Annotated in this window: 19 protein-coding genes, 1 tRNA gene and 1 pseudogene; 10 read left to right on the forward strand and 11 right to left on the reverse strand. The window is 64.6% G+C overall.

From position 1 onward, the window contains the following. Positions 1-155: 155 nt before the first annotated feature. Positions 156-926, reverse strand: coding sequence for an alpha/beta hydrolase (locus YUA_RS0121305; protein WP_027532540.1), 771 nt, complete (start codon positions 924-926; stop codon positions 156-158). Positions 927-1,143: 217 nt separating this feature from the next. Between YUA_RS0121305 and YUA_RS0121310 the strand changes: the two genes are divergently transcribed. The 6 genes and pseudogenes from YUA_RS0121310 to YUA_RS51100 all read left to right on the forward strand — a co-directional run bounded on the left by YUA_RS0121310 (position 1,144) and on the right by YUA_RS51100 (position 5,753). Continuing rightward, positions 1,144-2,106: an AraC family transcriptional regulator gene (locus tag YUA_RS0121310; protein WP_027532541.1), complete on the forward strand. Its 963-nt coding sequence runs from the start codon at positions 1,144-1,146 to the stop codon at positions 2,104-2,106. A gap of 403 nt (positions 2,107-2,509) precedes the next feature. Next, complete coding sequence (locus YUA_RS0121315) at positions 2,510-3,370, forward strand: L,D-transpeptidase (protein WP_027532542.1); 861 nt, start codon at positions 2,510-2,512, stop codon at positions 3,368-3,370. A 111-nt stretch (positions 3,371-3,481) separates the two neighbouring features. Continuing rightward, positions 3,482-4,651: a cytochrome P450 gene (locus YUA_RS0121320; protein WP_027532543.1), complete on the forward strand. Its 1,170-nt coding sequence runs from the start codon at positions 3,482-3,484 to the stop codon at positions 4,649-4,651. 137 nt (positions 4,652-4,788) lie between these two features. Continuing rightward, positions 4,789-4,884, forward strand: a pseudogene (locus YUA_RS52640) (ABC transporter ATP-binding protein); the annotation flags it as partial. Between the two features lie 32 nt (positions 4,885-4,916). Continuing rightward, positions 4,917-5,498, forward strand: a complete 582-nt coding sequence (locus tag YUA_RS0121325; protein WP_027532544.1) for a flavin reductase family protein — start codon at positions 4,917-4,919, stop codon at positions 5,496-5,498. A 96-nt stretch (positions 5,499-5,594) separates the two neighbouring features. Beyond that, entirely contained in the window at positions 5,595-5,753 is a 159-nt protein-coding gene (locus YUA_RS51100) for a hypothetical protein (protein ID WP_027532545.1), read from the forward strand. 116 nt (positions 5,754-5,869) lie between these two features. Here the strand turns inward: YUA_RS51100 and YUA_RS0121335 are convergent, their stop codons facing one another. From YUA_RS0121335 to YUA_RS0121375, 9 genes are all read right to left on the reverse strand, one after another. After that, on the reverse strand, positions 5,870-7,018 hold the full coding sequence (locus tag YUA_RS0121335) for a M20 family metallopeptidase (protein WP_027532546.1): 1,149 nt from the start codon (positions 7,016-7,018) through the stop codon (positions 5,870-5,872). Positions 7,019-7,323: 305 nt separating this feature from the next. Next, entirely contained in the window at positions 7,324-8,709 is a 1,386-nt protein-coding gene (locus YUA_RS0121340; RefSeq protein ID WP_027532547.1) for a sigma-54-dependent Fis family transcriptional regulator, read from the reverse strand. 52 nt (positions 8,710-8,761) lie between these two features. Continuing rightward, positions 8,762-9,112, reverse strand: a complete 351-nt coding sequence (fliN, locus tag YUA_RS0121345; RefSeq protein WP_027532548.1) for a flagellar motor switch protein FliN — start codon at positions 9,110-9,112, stop codon at positions 8,762-8,764. A gap of 3 nt (positions 9,113-9,115) precedes the next feature. Continuing rightward, positions 9,116-9,736 (reverse strand): FliH/SctL family protein, encoded by a 621-nt coding sequence (locus tag YUA_RS0121350; protein ID WP_027532549.1) that lies wholly within the window; start codon positions 9,734-9,736, stop codon positions 9,116-9,118. After that, on the reverse strand, positions 9,736-10,830 hold the full coding sequence (gene fliG / locus YUA_RS0121355) for a flagellar motor switch protein FliG (RefSeq protein WP_027532550.1): 1,095 nt from the start codon (positions 10,828-10,830) through the stop codon (positions 9,736-9,738). Before fliG ends, YUA_RS0121350 begins: the two co-directional genes overlap by 1 nt. 14 nt (positions 10,831-10,844) lie before the next feature. Further along, complete coding sequence (gene fliF / locus YUA_RS0121360; RefSeq protein ID WP_027532551.1) at positions 10,845-12,461, reverse strand: flagellar basal-body MS-ring/collar protein FliF; 1,617 nt, start codon at positions 12,459-12,461, stop codon at positions 10,845-10,847. A gap of 190 nt (positions 12,462-12,651) precedes the next feature. Continuing rightward, entirely contained in the window at positions 12,652-12,927 is a 276-nt protein-coding gene (locus YUA_RS0121365; protein ID WP_002714638.1) for a DUF1153 domain-containing protein, read from the reverse strand. A 396-nt stretch (positions 12,928-13,323) separates the two neighbouring features. Further along, a complete protein-coding gene (locus YUA_RS0121370) occupies positions 13,324-14,037 on the reverse strand; it encodes a flagellar hook assembly protein FlgD (RefSeq protein ID WP_027532552.1) in 714 nt (237 codons plus the stop codon). Positions 14,038-14,050: 13 nt separating this feature from the next. Continuing rightward, positions 14,051-15,727, reverse strand: a complete 1,677-nt coding sequence (locus tag YUA_RS0121375) for a flagellar hook-length control protein FliK (protein ID WP_371259903.1) — start codon at positions 15,725-15,727, stop codon at positions 14,051-14,053. A 278-nt stretch (positions 15,728-16,005) separates the two neighbouring features. On the opposite strand from YUA_RS0121375, the gene mnmA reads away from it, so the two are divergent. From mnmA to YUA_RS0121395, 4 genes are all read left to right on the forward strand, one after another. After that, positions 16,006-17,187, forward strand: coding sequence for a tRNA 2-thiouridine(34) synthase MnmA (gene mnmA, locus YUA_RS0121380; protein WP_027532554.1), 1,182 nt, complete (start codon positions 16,006-16,008; stop codon positions 17,185-17,187). A 249-nt stretch (positions 17,188-17,436) separates the two neighbouring features. Further along, positions 17,437-18,075 (forward strand): class I SAM-dependent methyltransferase, encoded by a 639-nt coding sequence (locus tag YUA_RS0121385; RefSeq protein WP_027532555.1) that lies wholly within the window; start codon positions 17,437-17,439, stop codon positions 18,073-18,075. A 268-nt stretch (positions 18,076-18,343) separates the two neighbouring features. After that, positions 18,344-18,706, forward strand: coding sequence for a hypothetical protein (locus tag YUA_RS0121390; protein WP_027532556.1), 363 nt, complete (start codon positions 18,344-18,346; stop codon positions 18,704-18,706). A gap of 236 nt (positions 18,707-18,942) precedes the next feature. Then, a tRNA-Met gene (locus YUA_RS0121395) sits at positions 18,943-19,019 on the forward strand. Between the two features lie 219 nt (positions 19,020-19,238). On the opposite strand, the gene YUA_RS0121400 is transcribed toward YUA_RS0121395, so the two are convergent. Beyond that, positions 19,239-19,631, reverse strand: coding sequence for a VOC family protein (locus YUA_RS0121400; RefSeq protein ID WP_027532557.1), 393 nt, complete (start codon positions 19,629-19,631; stop codon positions 19,239-19,241). Between the last annotated feature and the right edge of the window lie 65 nt (positions 19,632-19,696).

Genomic DNA, 19,696 nt, shown 5'->3' on the forward strand with positions numbered 1-19,696 from the left:
GATCGAGTGAGGGATCGGCGTAGCGCAGCGACCGAGGCCTTCTCCAGGATGTCGCCGGCGCTTCGCCGCGTTTGCGCCATCGCGGTCCGAGGCGTTCCAGATTCCTCTGAGCGAGCGTGCACGCTCCCGGCGCGGAAGCGCCGGGAGCGGTATCGTCACTTCGCGAGCGTTGCCTTTTCGATGACCTCGGCGACTTCCTTCGCATGGACGACGAGCGAGGCATGGCTGCCGGCGACTTCCGTCGTCTGAGCCTTCATCCTGGCTGCGAACGACTTCTGGGCCTCGGGCGCGATGACCTTGTCCTTCGTGGTGATGACATCGAACGTCGGCTTGTCACGCCAGGCTGCAATGGTCACGGGAGCCTCGAACGCAGCGAGTCTCAATGGCATCTGCGAGTTGGCCAGGTGCTCGGCGATCTCGGGCGGAAGGTCAGCCGTGACCGCCGATGGAAACACCTTCGGGTCAATGTACAAATTGCCCTTCGCGTCGGGATGGATCGCGTTGCCGCCTTCAGTCGGCGGGCCGGCTTTTGACAGCGATGCCAGGGATTCGCCGACATCGGGCGCGAAGGCGGAGACGTAGACCAGCGCCGAAACCTTGGGATCGTCGCCGGCTTGCGTGATCACTACGCCGCCCCAGGAGTGGCCGACCAGAACGGTCTTGCCGGCCTGCTTCGCGAGCGCCTGTTTGGTGGCATCGACGTCGGCGGTGAGCGAGGTGAGCGGATTTTCGACAAGCGTGACGTTGTAGCCTTTTTTCGCGAGGATATCGGCGACGGGCTGCCAGCTCGTCTGGTCCACGAAAGCGCCGTGCACGAGCACGATGTTGTGGGCTGCTCCCTTGGGCAGTTCGGCAGAATTGGCTGAACCGACCAATGTCGATCCGGCCAGGAGTGCGGCGGCGGCTGAGAAGAGGATATTTCGCATTGAATGGTCCTGTTGCGTATCGGACGGAATGAGGTCCGTGGGGGAATGGGCAGGCGTTTCCAGCAAGGTCGCGGTTCTTCCATCTGCCGTTGGCGAAATGGTTGCCGCACGTGACGTCGGCCCGCCGCGGCATGAAGTAGTCCGCAGGCATTCCGGACGGTAGGGATCAATCGTCCGCATGTTGTGTCTGATCGTCCACCGGTCTAATCTGGGCGGCATGGATATCCTCGCCCAGGTGCTCGATCGTGTTCGTCTCGGCGGGACGCTGCTGTGGCACTTCGAGTTCGGCCATCCCTGGAATCTGGAGCTGCCGGCGCGCCCTTACGCGTTGTTTCACTATCTCAGCCGGGGCTCGGCGACGCTTGCGCTCGAACAGGGAGAGGAAATCCAGATGACCGAGGGCGATTTCGTCGTCATCACACGCGGCGAGCCCCATGTGTTCTATTCGGATCGCCGGGCCGAGCCTTTGCGGATTATAGATATCGATCGAGCGTCGTCGCGGTTTGGCGTCATTCGTCACGGCAGCCGCGCAAAGCCGCTCTCGACCATGATCTGCGGCAATTTCACGGTATCACGGCCGATGTTCGGCAGCGTGCTGGAGCTGCTTCCGCCCGTGCTCCTGCTGAAGCCGACGGCGGACGGTGGCTGGCTCGAAGCCATCCTGCGCCGCATGGTCAGCGAGTCCGCGCTCGAGCGTCCCGGCCAACGCGTCGCGCTTTCACGACTGACGGAAGTGCTCTTTGTCGAGGCGCTCCGAAGCTGGATCGCGTCCCTCAGTCCCGGACAAGGCGGCTGGCTCGGGGCTATATCTGATCCGCATATCGGACCGGCGCTCAAGCTAATTCACGAAAACCCGGAGCAGCCCTGGACCCTGAGCGACCTTGGCCGTCGCGTCGGGCTCGGCCGCTCGGCATTTGCGGCGCGTTTTACGAAGCTCGTCGGCCAATCCATGCAACGTTATGTGATCGAACGCCGGATGGCGGAGGCAGCGTTCCTGCTCGAAACCAGCGATGAGTCCATCGCACGGATTGCGAACCGGGTCGGCTACGAGACAGCGGCGGCGTTTTCGAAGCTGTTTCATCGGTATAACGAACAGTCTCCAGGCCGTTACCGGGCCGCTCGACGCGCCGACGGAGGCCGCGCGCAGTCGGACGGCTCGGAAGTGCAAGTATCCGATTGACCTCGAACAAGCGCCTTCGCCATGTCTGCAACTTGCCGATATTGTTGCAAAAGTCGAAAATTGAACGATCCTAAAAATCTCGCGAAAGTCGATTGTTGGACCTGTCCGCTGCTGCATCGCTTTTCAAGGCTACCACGAAGATCCGTGAGCGATTTTAGGTGAAACGATACGGTCCCTCATATCGTCGCGCCCAAAAGGCATCAGTGGCTCTGGGATTTTTCCTTCGCCACCCCAAAAAGACTTTTGCAACAATATCTGCCCTTAGCGGCTCTATTTTTCAGGTCGCCGAACAAAAGTACGGCGTTAACCATCGCTAACGGTTCCGGTCTGAGCGACATCGCTTCGAAGTTTCTTAAATTTTGCTGGGTACCTCTTCCAGGCATAGTGACCTGGGGGAAAGAGTATGGGTAAGCGGGCCAAACGTGGAAAGGCGGAGACGCTCGCACTGCCAATGGCCGCGAGAGTTGCAATTGGCACCGTGGCCGTGGCCGTAGTGGGGTACGGTTTGCTGTCTCACCCGGCGAGCGTGCAACCGACACGGAAGCCGTCAGCACCCCAAGCCGTGGCATCGTCAACTCCGGTTTACGTGTCGACTCCAGTTCATGCATCAGCGCCAGCTCCGGCTCCGATTCCGCCTCCGGCGCCTCTGGTCGAACCACCAAAAGCCGCTGACGGTCCCGGAGCATTTGTTCGGCAGGTGGTTGACTATGCCAGCCACCAGGCGCCGGGCACCGTGATCATCGATACCAAAAACACACTCCTCTATTTCGTTCTGAACGACGCGCAAGCGATGCGCTACGGCATCGGTGTTGGCCGCGAAGGTTTCGCATGGTCCGGTGAGCAGACTGTGGCCCGCAAAACAGAATGGCCGGATTGGCGTCCGCCTGCAGAGATGGTTGTGCGTCAGCCTTATCTGCCGCGGTTTATGGCAGGCGGTCCCGGCAACCCGCTCGGCGCTCGGGCGATGTATCTGGGCGAGACCGAATATAGAATTCACGGCACCAACAAGCCCGATACGATCGGGAAGCGGGTTTCGTCCGGCTGTATCCGGCTGACCAATGAGGACGTCGTGGACCTTTATGAGCGGGTGAAAGTCGGCGCGAAAGTGATCGTGCTTCCGGCAACCACTGCCCGTCGACCATCCCAGGGAGCGCCGCCCGACGCCGCTTCGCGATCGCCGGACCCGGCGTCGCCGTCGAACCGGCTCTCGGCAACTAGCGCGCAGATGCAGTCATCTGGACCGAAGATCGCCGAGGCCCAGTAACTCCGTCCTCGGTCTGCGTCCCAATTCCGTCCGTCCCTATCGCTAGGGACAGACGCCGGCAGCGGAGTTCGCTAGTCTGGCCTGAAGCAAACGAGAATCCAGGGGGCCGTCTTGAGCACCGCGCCGCGCATCGACATTGATCCGGCTTCTTTCTGCGCCGACCCCTATCCAATGCTCGCAAAACTGCGCAAGGAGACGCCGATCGCGTTTGTGCCGCAGCTCGGCTCGACGCTTTTGACGAGCCGCGACGACATCTCGATCTCCGAGAAACAGATCGACGTGTTCTCCTCGCACCAGCCCGCCGGCCTGATGAACCGGCTGATGGGCCACAACATGATGCGCAAGGACGGCGAGGCGCATCAGGTCGAGCGGCGCGCGATGTTTCGGACGGTATCGCCGAAGACGGTGAAAGCGCATTGGACGGCACTGTTCCAGGCCCATGCGGATCGCATCGTCGATGCGATCGAACCCGGCAGCCGGATCGATTTCATGCGCGACTTCGCGCTGCCGTTCTCCGGCGAGTGCCTGAAGTCGATCACCGGCCTCACCAATATCGGTTTTGAGGACATGGACGCATGGTCGCAAGGCATGATCGAGGGCATCGCCAATTACGGCGGCGATCCCGTGGTCGAGGCACGCTGTCACGCCGCGACGTCAGCCATCGATGCCGCGATCGACGACGTTCTGCCGGTCATGAGGAAGAATCCTGACCAGAGCATTCTTGGCGTGCTGCTCGCCTCCGGCATGGCCATGGACAGCGTGCGCGCAAATGTCAAACTCGCGATCTCAGGCGGCCAGAACGAGCCGCGCAAGGCGATTGCCGGCACGGTGTGGGCGCTGCTGACTCACCCCGAGCAGCTCGATCTCGTGCGCAAGGGCGAGGTGTCGTGGCTGCAGGCGTTCGAGGAATATGCCCGCTGGATCTCGCCGATCGGCATGTCGCCGCGGCGGATCGCAAGGCCGTGGAGCATCCGCGACGTCGCGTTCGAGACCGATGAGCGCGTGTTCCTGATGTTCGGTTCCGCCAACCGCGACGAGAAGCATTTTGAGCGCGCCGACCAGTTCGACGTGCGGCGTGACACCTCGAAGAGCGTCGCCTTCGGCGCGGGTCCGCATTTCTGTGCCGGCGCCTGGGCCTCGCGCGCCATGATCGCCGACGTCGCGCTGCCGACCGTGTTCGCTCGTGCCAAGCACATCGAGATCGCCGATGACGAGCCGGTGCGGATCGGCGGCTGGGCGTTCCGAGGCTTGCAGAATCTGCCGGTGAGATGGCTGCAATAGCCCGGCGCGCGGTCCATTTCGAATCCTGCCATCGTGCCCTTGTTTTGCCCGACGTGTCAAATTTATTTCGGATAATTCGTAAGTCGTGTTTTCGCAAGCCCCCGGCTACTGTGCATGGGGTTGTTTTCGCGTTTTCTAACGCGGCCCGGCCGCGCGCGCGTGGCTCGGTCGAGCTTGCCGGCCTCGAAGGCTCGATCCTGAGCCATCTTTTGTCGGCGGATGATCGAACCTAAATAGAAGGGAACCCCGCTTTGGGGAGCATGCCATGAATGTTGTCCCTCGCGAGCTCATGACCAAAATTCCCGTCTCGTCCGCCGATTTCCGCGGCGCCATGCGCCACCTCACTGGCGGCGTCAGTGTCATCACCGCCGGACGGGGCAAGGACATCACGGGCATGACGGTTACGTCTGTGACCTCGCTGTCGGTCGATCCGCCGACGCTGCTGGTCAGCATCAACCGCGATGCCTCGTCGTTCCCGCTGATCCGCCGCCACGGCGCCTTCGGCGTGAACATCCTCGCAGCCGATCAGCTCGACGTTGCCGAGCGTTTTGCCGGCAAGGGTGGGCTGAAGGGCGCCGATCGTTTCGCCGGCGCGCAGTGGGTCACGGCCGCCTCCGGCGTGCCGTTGCTGGTGGGCGCATTGTCGGTCGTCGATTGCGAGGTCGAGGAGATCGTCGAGCGCCATTCGCACGGCATCGTCATCGGCCGCGTCAGGGACATCAAGAATTCGGCCCGGACCGCGGCGCTCGCCTATTGGCACGGCCAGTATGTGGCTGTCGATCAGGACGAGGACGCTGCAAGGCTCGCGGAAGTCAGCGTTCCCGTCCGCAGCTTGCGCGGCGCTTGATCGCAGCGTTTAGGCGGCGCGCAGGCTGGCCTTTTTTCCCTCATCGCTCTAGAAGCGCCATGAGCCGTCCCGCCGGGACGGTAGTGGAGCGGAACGATGAAGCGCGTCGCGACCTGGGCCTTTTACGCTGTCGGCGTGCTGGCGATCGCGTATCTTGCCCTATACGCCTACGCGATGTTCAGCGGCCAGCCTGGTATAATCCCGGGTGACCCCATCCACATTTTCCGCAAGCCCGACGCGCCGAGTTATTCGTAGAGCTTGCTCGGGTCTCGTAGGGTGAGCAAAGGCGCACTTGGCCGTGCCCACCATCTCTCCGCAGAGACCGAAGCGGTGGGCACGCTTTCGCTTTGCCCACCCTACGGCACCACCATTCATCCCCGCAAAATCGCGAGCGCCAGTGCCTGCGCGCGCGGCACGATGCTCTCGAGTTCGAGATATTCCTCTGGCGAATGGGCGAGCCCGCCAACGGGCCCGACGCCGCAGATGGTCGGCGTCCCGACCGCGGCGGTGAAGCCGGAATCGGCGCAGCCGCCGGAGAACTCGCCCTGCAGCGTGGTGAGGCCGGCCTGCCTGGCGGCGGCCTGATAATTTTCGAACAGCGCCTTCGAGCTCTCGCTCTGCACGACCGGCACGAACTCGCCCTTGATCGTCAGCGTCGCGCTGGTGCCTGGCACGTAAGGCGTTACGATGATCCGTTCGATCTCGGCCATCACCTTGCCGCGATCCGCCGGATCGAGGTAGCGCATGTCGATCTGGCCCTCAGCGTAGGGCGCGGTCGTGTTGACCGACTGGCCGCCCGAGATGAGGCCGACATTGAGCGTGATGCCCTTGGTGAGGTCGGTCAGCGCGTGGATCTGGATGATCTTGTGTGCGAGCTCGCCGATCGCGCTGATGCCCGCGGCGAAATTGGCACCGGAATGCGCTGCCTTGCCGGTGACGGCCATATGCATGAAGATGCCCCCCTTGCGACTGGTGACGACGTTGCCGGTCGGGCGGCCCGGCTCGGAATTGAACACCGCCCGCGCGGCGCGCCCTTCACGCTCGATCACAGGCCGCGACGAGGGCGAACCGATCTCCTCGTCCGAGGTGATCAGCACCTTGATCGGATGCGGTGAGCCGCCGAATTTGTGAAAGGCGGTGGCCACGAACACGTTCATGACGAGGCCGGCCTTCATGTCGGCGACGCCGGGGCCATAGGCGCGCTTGTCCTTGACCGTGAACGGACGACGTCCGGCCTCGCCCTTGCCGAATACGGTGTCGCGATGTCCCATCAACAGCACCGGCCTTTCGTTGCTGCCGGGTTTTGCCACTTCGGCGTGGAGCGCGTCGCCAAACGTGCCGTGGCTCTCCCTGCGCGAGGGAATGCCGTGCTCGGCAAAATGCCGCTCGAACCGCGCACCGACTGCATCGACGCCTTCCTTGTCGTAAGATCCGGAATCGATGTTCACGACGTCGCGCAAGAGATCGATCATCGCCTGCCGCTGCGACGCCAGCCAATCCGTGATTTGAGCTTCAGACATGTGGTTCCTCGCGTGGGTCTCATGCGGGTTATAGGGTGTTGTGCAGGCGCGACCTAGTCGGAGAATGCGGTGCGGCCATGTCCACCAATGTCGTCCCGGCGAAGGCCGGGACCCATACCGCGGAATCTATCGAGTTGTGTTGCTAGGAGTACCGAACGACGAGCCTTCGCCAAATTGCTCCCTGTGGTTATGGGTCCCGGCCTTCGCCGGGACGACGGCGGAGAGTGAGGCGGCGCTGCGAGCCCACCGCCAAAACAAAATGCCCGGGACTTGGCCCGGGCATTCGCATTCCCTCGCGTAAAGCCTTACGCCCCAATCATCGGCATCCGCGGATACTCACCCGGTGTGCCCGCCGGCGTGATCGGGATGCCGCCGTCGGAATATTCGTTGAGCTTGTTGCGCAGCGTGCGGATCGAGATGCCCAGGATGTTGGCGGCATGGGTCCGGTTGCCGAGACAGTGCTTCAGCGTCTCCAGGATCAGGTCGCGTTCGACGTCGGCGACCGTGCGCCCCACCAGCGCCCGCGTCACCTGCTCGGCGGCCATGGTGGCATGCGCCACGGCCGGCGCCGTCTTGGCGAGGTCGAGGCGATCGCCGTCCGGAGTCAGGATCGCATCGGGCCCGATCTCGTCGCCCTGTGCCATCAGCACGGAGCGGTGCATGGTGTTTTCGAGCTCGCGGACGTTGCCTTGCCAGCGGTTGCTGGAGAGCACGCGGCGGGCTTCAGTCGAGATCGGCCGCACCGGCACGCCGTTGGCCTCGGCGTATTTCTTCACGAAATGCTGGGCGAGCTCGAGAATGTCGGCGGGCCGCTCGCGCAGCGGCGGGATCTTCAAATTCACGACGTTGAGGCGGAACAGCAGATCCTCGCGGAATGTGCCTTCGCGCACGGCATCCGCCAGATTTCGGTTCGAGGTCGCGATGATGCGGATGTCGACCGGGACCGGCTTGGTGCCGCCGACACGATCGATCACGCGCTCCTGGATGGCGCGGAGCAATTTTGATTGCAGGCGGACGTCCATCTCCGAGATTTCGTCCAGCAGCAGCGTGCCGCCGGTCGCCTCCTCGAACTTGCCGATGCGGCGGGCGATCGCGCCGGTGAACGCGCCCTTCTCATGGCCGAACAGCTCGGATTCCAGCAGATGCTCGGGAATTGCGGCGCAGTTGATCGAAATGAACGGGCGCTTCGCGCGCGTCGAGCGGGTGTGGACGTAACGCGCCAGCACTTCCTTGCCCGTTCCGGATTCGCCGGTGATCATCACCGAGGCGTCGGAGCCCGCGATCTGCTGGGCGAGCTTGATGACGCGCGCCATGGCTTCGTCGCGATAGACCAGCTCGCGGGAATCGTTGGCGACGGCCGCCAGCACCGCGGCGATCAGCTCCGGGTCCGGCGGCAGCGGGATGTATTCCTTGGCGCCGGCATGGATCGCGGCGACCGCGGCGCGGGCGTCGTTGGTGATGCCGCAGGCGACGATCGGGGCGTGGATGTGCTCGGCCTCGAGCCGCATCACGAGGTCGCGGATGTCGAGGGCGACGTCGACCAGCAGGAGGTCCGCCCCCTTGCCGCCGCGCAGCACGCGCATCGCCTGCTCGTGATCCTCGGCGTGGGTCACGGTAGCGCCGTTCTCCATCGCGATCTTGGTGGCGGTGGTGAGCTGGCCCTTCAATGTGCCAACGATGAGAAGCCGCATGTCAGTCTCCTGTCCGTCTGGTCGCGCTGCCGCGCGTCATTCCTTGTTCGCTTTACGCGCGTTCGGTCTTGATGATTTCGGTCATGGTCACGCCGAGCTTGTCCTCGACCAGGACGACTTCGCCGCGGGCGACCAGCTTGTTGTTGACGTAGATGTCGATGGCCTCGCCGACGCGGCGGTCGAGCTCCAGCACGGTACCGGGTCCGAGCTTCAGCAGCTCGCTGACGTCCATCTTCGAGCGGCCGAGCACGGCCGAGACCTGCACCGGCACGTCAAAGACGGCTTCGAGGTCGGCGGCGACGCGGGCCGCATATTCGTCCTCGTTGTAGCCGACATCAGCGCTGGTCGGCGGCAGCGGGCCGTTGAGATCAGGCAGCGGGACCTGTCCGTCGGTGTCGCTCATGGCTTAGTTCCCCTTGCGCGACGCGATATAGCGTCCGACCATGTCGTCGATCTTGGCCGCGATGGCGTTGCGCTCCAGCACGACGCCGCCATCGGCCCATTCGATCCGGCAGTCGCCGGTGGCAATATCAGGCTCGGCCAGGATCACCAGCCGTCCCTCGAAGCCGCTCTGCTTGGCGAGCCGCTCGATCTTCTCGCGCGCGCTGTCGTAGAGGGCATCGTTGATGCGGACCACGAGATGCGGCGTCGCGACCAGATGCGAGAAGCAATCCTTGACCAGCGCGATGATCTCGCCGAGCGGCTCGGCGGCGACCAGATCGGCGCACAGCTTGCGCGCCACGGCAACCGCGACGTCGACCGCCTCGGTTTCCATCTTGGTCTCGATGTTGCCGATTCCTGCGGCGATGCCCCGGATCGCGATGTTGATTTCTTCCATGGCAAGCGCGACGCGGCGGTCGCTCTCGGCCTTGGCCTCGCGCTGGCCCGCGGCGAAGCCGTCCTGATAGGCGCGCGCTTCGGCTTCCGCGACCTTCTGCGCGATCTCGGCCGCGGTCGCGGCCTTCTCGCGCGTCCGGTCCGGCGCAGCGAAATCGGTGTCGAACAGGAATTTGGCGGGAGCGCCCATCAATACACCAGCTCGTCGTCAGCGCGGTTCTTGGTCAGCATGATCTCGCCCTTGGCGGCGAGATCCTTGGCGAGGTTGACCAGCAGCGCCTGGGCCTCGTCGACGTCGCGCAGACGCACTGGGCCCATCGCCGCCATGTCGTCCTGGAGCATCTTGGCCGCGCGCGAGGACATGTTGCCGAAGAAGAAGTTGCGGACGTCCTCGTTGGCGCTCTTCAGCGCGACGCCGAGCTTGTCCTTGTCGACGTTGCGCATCAGGGTCTGGGCCGAGCCGGAATCCAGCTTGATGAGATCGTCGAAGGTGAACATCAGCGCCTTGATGCGCTCGGCGGATTCGCGGTTCTCTTCTTCGAGCGAGGTGATGAAGCGGGTTTCGGTCTGGCGGTCGAAATTGTTGAAGATTTCCGCCATCACCTCATGGGCGTCGCGGCGGCGGGTCTGCGACAGGTTGGACATGAATTCGGTGCGCAGCGTCTTCTCCACGCTCTCGATCACCTCCTTCTGCACCGCCTCCATCTTCAGCATGCGGTTGACGACGTCGAGGGCGAGATCCTCGGGGAAGATGCCGAGCACGCGCGCGGCGTGTTCCGGCTTCAGCTTCGACAGCACCACCGCGATTGTCTGCGGGTATTCGTTCTTGAGGTAGTTGGCGAGAACCTCTTCCTGCACGTTGGACAGCTTCTCCCACATGTTGCGGCCGGCGGGTCCGCGGATTTCGTCCATGATGCCGTTGACGCGCTCGGGCGCCAGATATTGCTGGAGCAGCCGCTCGGTGGCGTCGAAATTGCCCATCAGCGCGCCGGAGGCCGACATGCGCGAGACGAATTCGAGCAGCATGTCCTCCACCGTGTCGACCTCGACGGTGCCGAGCGTCGACATTTCCAGCGAGAGCTGACGCACCTCGTCGTCGTCGAGCAGCGACCAGATCTTGCCGCCATATTGCTCGCCGAGCGCCAGCATCAGGATCGCGGCGCGCTTCGGTCCGGCGACCGCCTCGACCTTGGCGCCGCCCGCACGGCTTCCGGCGCGCTGGCCGAGCGTGGAGATTACGCTGGTGATGTCGTTCGAGTTGGCGTTCTGCAGATTGCCGGCCATGTCAGTTCACTCGATCATTTCGTGGGTTCGGTCAGCCATTGGCGGATGATGGCGACGGTTTCGTTGGGGTTGCGTTCGGCGAGCTCGCCGACGCGATGAACGGACTGGGCATGGACCTGACCCTGGATGGTGGCGACGTCGATCGCGCTGGCGGCGCCGCTCGGCAGGAGCGCCTGGCCGCTGGCGGCCGGCGCGGCCTCGTCGCTCGCCGCGGGGCCGGCGAGGACGCCGGAGATAGCGGCCGCAACCTCGTCAGAGGCGAGGATGCGCTTCACCAGCGGGCGGATGACCATGAACATCACGACCAGCCCGAGCAGCATCATCACGCCGAGCTCGACGAAGTACATGACGTCGTCCTTGGTGAACTGCAGCATGCCGAGGAAGCCGGAGGGCTCGGTGATCGGGGCGGTGGAGGGCGCGTCGGCAAAGCGCAGATTGACGACCTCGACCTGGTCGCCGCGCTTCTGGTCGAAGCCGATCGCCGAGCGCACCAGGGTGGCGATGCGGTCGAGCTGCTCCTTGGTGCGGTCGGTGTAGGCGAGCTCGCCCTTGTCGTTCTTGGTGTAGATGCCGTCGACCAGCACCGCGACCGAGATCCGGTTGACCCGGCCGGCCTCCGTCACTTCGGTCTTGGTGGTGCGGGAGATCTCGTAATTGTTGGTCTCTTCGGTCTTCTTGCTCTGGTCCTTCGCCGCCGGACCGCTGTTCTGCTGCTGGCCGGGCAGCTCGTTGTTGACCGTGACCTGGCCGTTATTGTCGGCGGTCATGCTCTGCTCTTCGCGGGTCTGGCTCGAGCGCAGCACGCGGCCTTCGGGATCGAACTTGTCCGAGGTCTGGGTGACCTTGTTGAAGTCGAAATCGGCGGAGAGCTGGACGCGGGCGCGGCCCGAACCGACCACGGAGGAGACGATGTCCTCAACCTGCTTGCGGATGCGCTTCTCGAAGGCGGTGCGGCGCTCGTCGCCGACCGCCTGCTCTGGATCGGTGGCGGCACCATCGGCGAGCAGCTGGCCGGCCTCGTCGACGATCGAGACCCGCTGCGGCTTCAAGCCGTTGACGGCGGAGGCGACGAGATGCCGGATGGCGCGGATCTGCTGGGCTTCCAGCGAGCCGCGGACCCGCACCACGATCGAGGCCGACGGCTCCGGCGCCTCGCGCGCGAACAGCGGACGCTCCGGCAGCACCAGATGGACGCGGGCGGCCTGGATCCGGTCGATGGCGCGGATGGTGCGGGCGAGCTCACCCTCCAGCGCGCGCAGATGATTGATATTCTGGACGAAAGAGGTGGTGCCGAGCGCGTCCGACTTGTCGAAGACTTCGTAGCCGATGCCGCCGCCCTTGGGCAGGCCGCCCTCGGCGAGCTTCATCCGCAGCCGGGTGACCTTGTCCTTGGGCACCATGATGATGCTGCCTTCATTGCGCAGCTCGAACTGGATGCCCTGGCGTTCCAGGTCTTTGATAATGCCGGAGGAATCCTCGACCGACAGGTCGGTGAACAGCGTCGTCATCTGCGGCGTGGTGACGCGCATGATGACGAAGGCAAAAAAGCCGACGAGCGCGGCGGTGACCGCGATCATCGCGCCGAAGCGGGCGGCGCCGATACCCTTTAAAAAGTCCGCAAGACCTTGCAAGCAACCGCCCCGAGATTCGACCCGCATCCCAAGAGCGGCCGAGTGGGCAATTATTGCCTAGGTGATGGTTTCGATATGGTTAACGAAGGTTAAGAGCTCGGACAAAAGTCGCGTCAAAAGCAAACATGAAAAAAATCGGCCTCGCTACGCGGGGCCGATTTTCGTCAAAAGCAGCAGATTTCCGGATTGCTTACTGGCGATATTGCTGGATGCGGGTAGTGCGAAGGCCCGCCAGACCGTGCTGGTCAATGGAAAACTGCCAGGATAGGAATTCGTCGACCGTCAGGGTGTACCGGCTGCAGGCCTCCTCGAGCGAGAGAAGTCCGCCACGAACTGCGGCGACCACCTCGGCCTTGCGGCGGATGACCCAGCGTTTGGTGCCGGGTGCGGGCAGATCTGCAATCGTCAGCGGACTGCCGTCCGGCCCGATGACGTATTTTACCCTCGGGCGATGGGGTTCTGTCATGGCGTACTCACAAACTCTCAACCACTGAACTCACGCCGTAACCCTACGCATGCGGGCTTAAAAATCCGCTAAGCCTAAGGCTTCAATACAATTCTCCTTGAAACTGGCTGGAACAAAGCCGGCGCAGCCGGCTGAAAACACAATTTCAGCCGGCCGAGCGGGGTCTTCGTAAATACTTTACTAACGAACGGGGCCTGGGCGCTGCTTGCTGTGGCCCCAACTGTCGTCCTGGCGAAAGCCAGGACCCATACCGCGTGATCTATCGATGAGACGCGGGTAGCAGTACCAAAACTTTCTAACCACGGGTCTTCGCCAAACTTCTCCCTGTGGTTATGGATCCCGGCTTTCGCCGGGATGACACGGTATGTGTAGCGTCAGCGTCTCACCTCGCGCGCCTTAATTGCTGCTGGTTGCGACGATGCTCTTCACCTGGCTCAGCGTGTAGCTGCTGCCGTCGATGGTGAGCAGCGGCGGCGACTGGGTCAGGTCGACGGACGACACCGTGCCCTGCACCTGCGCTGCGATGCCGACATTGTTGTTCGCGACGTCCTTGCCCGTCGCCGTGATCGTGTACTTGCCGTCGGGCCATTGCGTGCCGTCATTGCCCTGGCCGTTCCAGGTGAAGGGAACGTCGGAGGCCGCACCGGCGGTATATTTGCCGGTGAACACGGTCTGGCCGCTGGCATTGGCGACGGAAATGTCGACGGTCGCGTCGGTCGGCACGTTGAGATGCCAGGTCGCCGACGAATTCTTCATGGTCGCGGTGGTGCCGTCGACCACGGCGGTCTTGCCGACGAAGCCCAGCGCCTGCGTCGCCTGCGTGGTCTGCTGCAGCGTGACGAGCTGCGAGAGCGAGTCGTTGGTCTTGAGCTGCTGCTCGACGCCGGCGAACTGCACCAGCTGCTGGGTGAACTGGTTGGTGTCGAGCGGATCGAGCGGGTTCTGGTTTTGCAGCTGCGTGGTCAGCAGCGTCAGAAACGTCTGGAAGTTGCCGGCGAGCGTCGCGCCCGTGGACGAACCCAGGCTCGAGCTCGACGAGGATGATGATGACGAGGTCTGTGTCGTGCCGGAGACGACGGCAGGCGCGGTGGCGGAATTCGTGGTGGTCATGTCGAATTACTCCTCACACTCTGATATCGACGCCGCTGCTCGATCCGAGCATGCGGCCATAGCTGCGGCTCACCGGTGCGCTGGTGGCCTGATCATCCTCGCTGATGATCAGCCGGCGGGAATTGCCGGAATTGTCGTTGTTCTGGCCGGAGTTTTGCCCCGACGAATTCTGGTCGCGCAGGCTGAAGGAGAGGCCGTTGCTGCCGGTCTTGAGGCCGGCATCGTCGAGCGCGCGTTGCAATTGCGGCGCGTCCTGCCGCAGCATCTGCAGCGTCTCCGGCTTCTCGACGGTGAGATGCGAGGTGACCTGGCCATTGCGGTCGACATTGATGCGGACGTCGATGCGCCCCAAGTCGACCGGATCGAGGCTGATGTCGAAGCGCGTCTTGCCGGAGCGCGCGGCGGCTGCGATCTCGACCGGGATGCCGCTGATCGGCACGGCCGTCGAATTCGCCGCGGTCGCGGTCAGCGTCGCGGTGGAGGCGGTGGCCGCCGATGTGGTGTTGGTCAGCGGCGCCTGCACGGCGTTGGCGGCTTGCGCGCTGGCGTCGGTCGCCGCAGCGGCAACGGCCTGCGTATCGGCATGGGCGTGCGTGGTCGGCGCGGCCGGCGTGACGTCAGCGGTGCGATCGGCCGCAGCGCTCTTCGCATCGGCAGCGGTAGCGTCAGCCTGCGGCTTTGCGGCTTGCGGATGCGCGGCGGCGTTGGTCGTCGTCGCGGTCGCGGGATTTTGTGCGGTGGCGGCGGCCTGCGCGATCTTGCCGGCGTCCTGGCCGATATTGGAGACGTCGCTCTCGCCCTGCGCGGTCGCGGCCGCCTTGAATGACGTCTTCGGCGTGCCCTGATCGACCGCGGTGAGCTGCGCGGCCTTGGCCGTGGCATCGGTCGCGATGGCGTCGGTGGTCGCATCACCAGCGGCATCGGCGAGCGCGGCCTTTGCGTCGGCAGTTTTGCCGTCGGTCTTGCCATCGGTCTTGGCGGCTTTGCCGGTCGCATCGGTCTTGGCGCCGGCGATCTGCGCCGCGGTCGAGGCGCTGGCGGCGATGCCGGCGGCTGCGATGGTCAGCGGCGAAGAGGCGGTGCTGGCGGCCTGATTGGCCGCCGCATTCGGGTCGACCGGCACCAGCGGTGCGGCGACGGGGACCGCGGTCGGATCGGGCGTCGCCGCCGGCGTTGCGGCCGCCTGCGCGGCGGCAGAGGCGTCCACCGCGACGGCGAGACCGTCGGTGTCGTCGGTCTTGTCGCCCTTGGTGCTGTCGGACTTGTCGCCAGACTTCGTGCTGGAGGCGTCAGCCTTGTTCTTGGGTTTCCCGGTCGCCTTGGTCGGATCGGCCGGTGCATCGCTGTCGGCCGGCGGCGTGGAATCGGTGCTGTCGCTCGCCTTGCTCTGCGAGGACTGGTCGGTCGAGGAGGCGTCGCGCGTGCTCCGGTCCGACGAGGACGACGACGAAGAAGAATCACTCCGCCGCGGCGCCGGGTCCTGGCTTGCGGACGGCGCGCTGTTGCTGATGGCCTGGGTGTTGCTGTCGACCAGCGAACCGAAGGAATCGCTCGGCGCGGTGTCCTTGGTGCTCTGCGACCGGGCAGGCTTTTGCCGCGCGCTCGAGACTTGCGCGCTTGCCGCTACGTCTGACGTGACACCGACCACAGGCGACCCCTTGAAAACATCTTCGGACCAGGAGGTCAGCAAGGAGCGGGCCAATCCTCCCGCATCTAAATTTATATAGTAAAATCAATATCTTGATGAATTGGCGCAATAGCCGCTAGCTGCCCGCCAGCCCCGTCATTTCTGCCGCCCCGGCAAGAATTGCCCGAAGCTTGGGGCGGGCGCGATTGCTTCGCCGGAATGCCGCCTATATTAAAGGGTGCTCTCAGCCGCTTTCGACCGGGCAAGCCAGTGTCTCCCGGGGAACCGAAGTTCCCAGGGACCGCTGACGTCCCGGCCCGAAGCATCAAACCGCTAGGCCCATGCTCAACAGTCTGGATCTCCAAGGCCGTCCTGAGGATACTAGGGTCGTCGTTGCCATGTCGGGCGGCGTCGATTCTTCGACGACGGCTGCGCTGTTGAAGGTGGAAGGCTACGACGTCGTCGGCATCACGCTGCAGCTCTACGACCATGGCGCGGCGACCCATCGCAAGGGCGCCTGCTGCGCCGGCCAGGACATCCACGACGCCCGCGACGTCGCGGCAAAGCTCGGCATTCCCCATTACGTGCTCGACTACGAGGACCGCTTTCGCGAGTCCGTCATCGACAATTTTGCCGACTCTTATGCGCTCGGTGAGACGCCGGTGCCCTGCATCGAGTGCAACCGCTCGGTCAAATTCCGCGACCTGCTGAAGACCGCGCGCGAGCTAGGGGCGCAGGCGCTCGCCACCGGCCATTACGTCGCCTCGCGCCGCCGCGACGACGGCTCGCGCGCGCTGGTCTGCGCCGCCGACAGCGACCGCGACCAGAGCTACTTCCTGTTCGCGACCACGCAGGAGCAGCTCGACTTCCTGCGCTTTCCGCTCGGCGACATGACCAAGCCCGAGACGCGCGAGCTCGCGCGTCGCTTCGGTCTCTCGGTCGCGGACAAGCACGACAGCCAGGACATCTGCTTCGTGCCGACCGGCCGCTACACCGACATCATCACCCGCCTGCGGCCGAACGCGATGGACCCCGGCGACATCGTCGATCTCGACGGCCGCGTGCTCGGCCGGCATCACGGCATCGCCAATTTCACCATCGGGCAGCGCCGTGGCCTCGGCATCGCGGCAGCCGCGCCGCTGTTCGTGGTGCGGCTCGATGCCGCCAACCGCCGCGTCGTCGTCGGTCCGCGCGACGCGCTGAGAATGCACCGCATCTCCTTGCGCGACGTCAACTGGATCGGCGGCGGCGACATCGACCGCGCGATTGGCAATGGTCTCGAGCTGTTCGTGCGCGTGCGCTCGACCCGCAGCCCCCAGCCGGCCTGGCTGCGCGGCGCTAATGGACATTACGAGGTCGAACTCGTTGCCGGCGAAGAGGGTATTTCGCCCGGCCAGGCCTGCGTGTTCTACGATGCGCCCAGCGGACAGGCCCGCGTGCTCGGCGGCGGCTTCATCCAGAGCGCGGCGGCGAAAGTCGCAAGCCACACGGCGCGCCCGCTGGTGGAAGCGGTTCGCGGCTAACCATGACAAGATTGGATCGCACGCTAGCGGCAGTGGAGGCGCGCTCCCTCCCCCGCGCGCGGGGGAGGGTTGGGGAGAGGGCTCTCTCCACCAGCGATATCTCGCGAGCAGAAAGAACCCTCACCCGCCGCGCTCTTGCGAGCGCGTCGACCTCTCCCGCAAGCGGGAGAGGCGCTAGATCGCGCGCGGGGCTGGCTTCAATCTCACCAGCAATCATCACACTCTAGAGTTTCGCGTAGGGCAGGGGGCATGGCAGCAGACATCTCGCGGGCCGGGGTCGAGAAGGCCTATGGCCGCTGGGCGCCGGTCTACGATCTCGTGTTCGGCAAGGTGTTCGACGCCGGCCGGCAGTCGACCATCGCCGAGGCCGACCGCATCGGCGGCCGCATCCTCGACGTCGGCGTCGGTACTGGCCTCTCGCTGTCGGACTATTCGCGCACCACAAAGATCTGCGGCGTCGACATCTCCGAGCCGATGCTGCGCAAGGCGCAGGCGCGTGTGCGTGCGCTCCGCCTCAGCAATGTCGAAGTGCTCTCGGTGATGGACGCGAAGAACCTCGCATTCCCCGACAACGCGTTCGATGCGGTGGTCGCGCAATATGTCATCACCGCCGTGCCCGATCCCGAAGGCACGCTCGACGAGTTCGTGCGCGTGCTCAAGCCCGGCGGCGAGCTGATCCTGGTCAACCACATCGGCGCCGAAAAGGGTTTTCGCAAACTCTCCGAGCTCGCGTTCGCCCCGCTCGCCCGTCGCCTCGGCTGGCGCCCCGAATTCCCGTGGGCCCGCCTCGTCAACTGGGCCGCCAAACACGGCGGCGTCACCCTCGCCGAGCGCCGCCCCATGCCGCCGATGGGCCATTTTTCGCTGATCCGCTACCACAAATCGTAACGAGCTGAGCCCGGCGCGCAGCCAAGCCGCCGGTGCGCCCCCTCTCCCGCCTGCGGGAGAGGGTAGGGGAGAGGGCTCTATCCACACGCGATATATCGCGAGCGGAAAGAACCCTCACCCGGCACTGCGTGCCGACCTCTCCCGCAAGCGGGCGAGGTGCACCGAGCGCGCGGCGGCAATTGCACCCAAATTCGCGGCGATCCATCAACCCCCGATCACATCGCGTTTCCCCCGGGAACATCGCACCCGACCCGCGCGTTTCCCTCCCATGCGCACGACATCAAACATCATCCTGGCCAGCCTTGTGATCGCCGCCTCCGGCGCCGCGATCGCGCAGGCCCCGCCCGCCCCGGCGACGCCGCCGCAAGCGACCGCGCCGCCATCCCCGCAGCACGCCGCCAACTGCATGCCTCAGGACCGCCCGAACCGCGCCACCGCGCCCGATGGCACGACAACGGGTCAATCCCGGGAACCGCTCGGCGACAAACTGGCAAAATCCGACGGCGTGCTCTGCCCGCCGGCCGGGGTCGACCCCGAAATGCACGCCCCCGCGCCGAGCACCGACGGCGCCATGCCCGTCATCCCGCCCCCCGGCAGCCCCGGCGGCGACCCCACAGTCCGGCCGAAGTAGCGTATTTTCGCCCGCGCCCTTCCTTCGCCTCCTCGCCCGCGGGGAGAGGCCGGAATCCGCGCAAAAGCGCGGATTCCGGGTGAGGGGGACTCTCCACGAGTCGGGTGCCGGAAAACGGTCGGTGCTGGCGCCAAATCGCGCCACCCAATCAGCCCCACTTGCTTGACAGCCCGCCGCCCCCTTCCTTATATGCCGCGCGTTCGCGAGATGGCCTTATTCGGCTCTCGCGACCCTGTGGCGGGGTAGCTCAGCTGGTTAGAGCACGGGAATCATAATCCTGGGGTCGGGGGTTCGAGTCCCTCTCCCGCTACCAATTGCACGATTGTCCAGCCCGGAGACATAGGTAACAGGTCGTACCTGAGACATGGGTGACAACCTCGTGCCGAACTCGTCCAGATAGCCGAAGCGCTTGCTTGTGGCGCGGATTTCCGCGGTCACCTCTTCCACGCTGCGCTAAGAGTTTCTGGCCAGCGCCGCGAGATTCGATGTCAGCTTTCGGCGTCGACCATCCGCTGCCTGGCGAACTCGCCGGTTATGGATTCCAGCCGCCGCTACCGTACGGGCGCGTAATGATTTCGAGCAGATGCCCGTTCAGGTCTTCGAAATAGAGGCCGCGTCCGCCGTCGTGATCGTTGATCTCGGTTGGCTTCCGCTGCGCGGGATCAGCCCAGTAGGTCAGCTTCCGCTTCTGAATCCGATCAAAGATCGCATCGAACTCGGCGTCACCAACCAGGAAAGCGTAGTGCTGACGCGCGAACTCTCCCTGCTTGTCCATATAGTCGAGATTGGCGTCGTTGTTGGTCCTGACCATATAGAACGGCCCCCAGCGCCGCGGCGCCGGCAGCCCCAGCATCTCAGCCAGGAAATCGGCCGACGCCTTGCTGTCGCGAGCTGACAGAATCGTATGATTGAAGTCGATAGCCATGTTCAGATCTCTGCAACGCAATGATCGGTGACATCAAAACGAGTCAGACACAGAGGTGGTTCCCA

The sequence above is a fragment of the Bradyrhizobium sp. WSM3983 genome (assembly GCF_000473045.1).
In the GTDB taxonomy this organism is placed as follows: domain Bacteria; phylum Pseudomonadota; class Alphaproteobacteria; order Rhizobiales; family Xanthobacteraceae; genus Bradyrhizobium.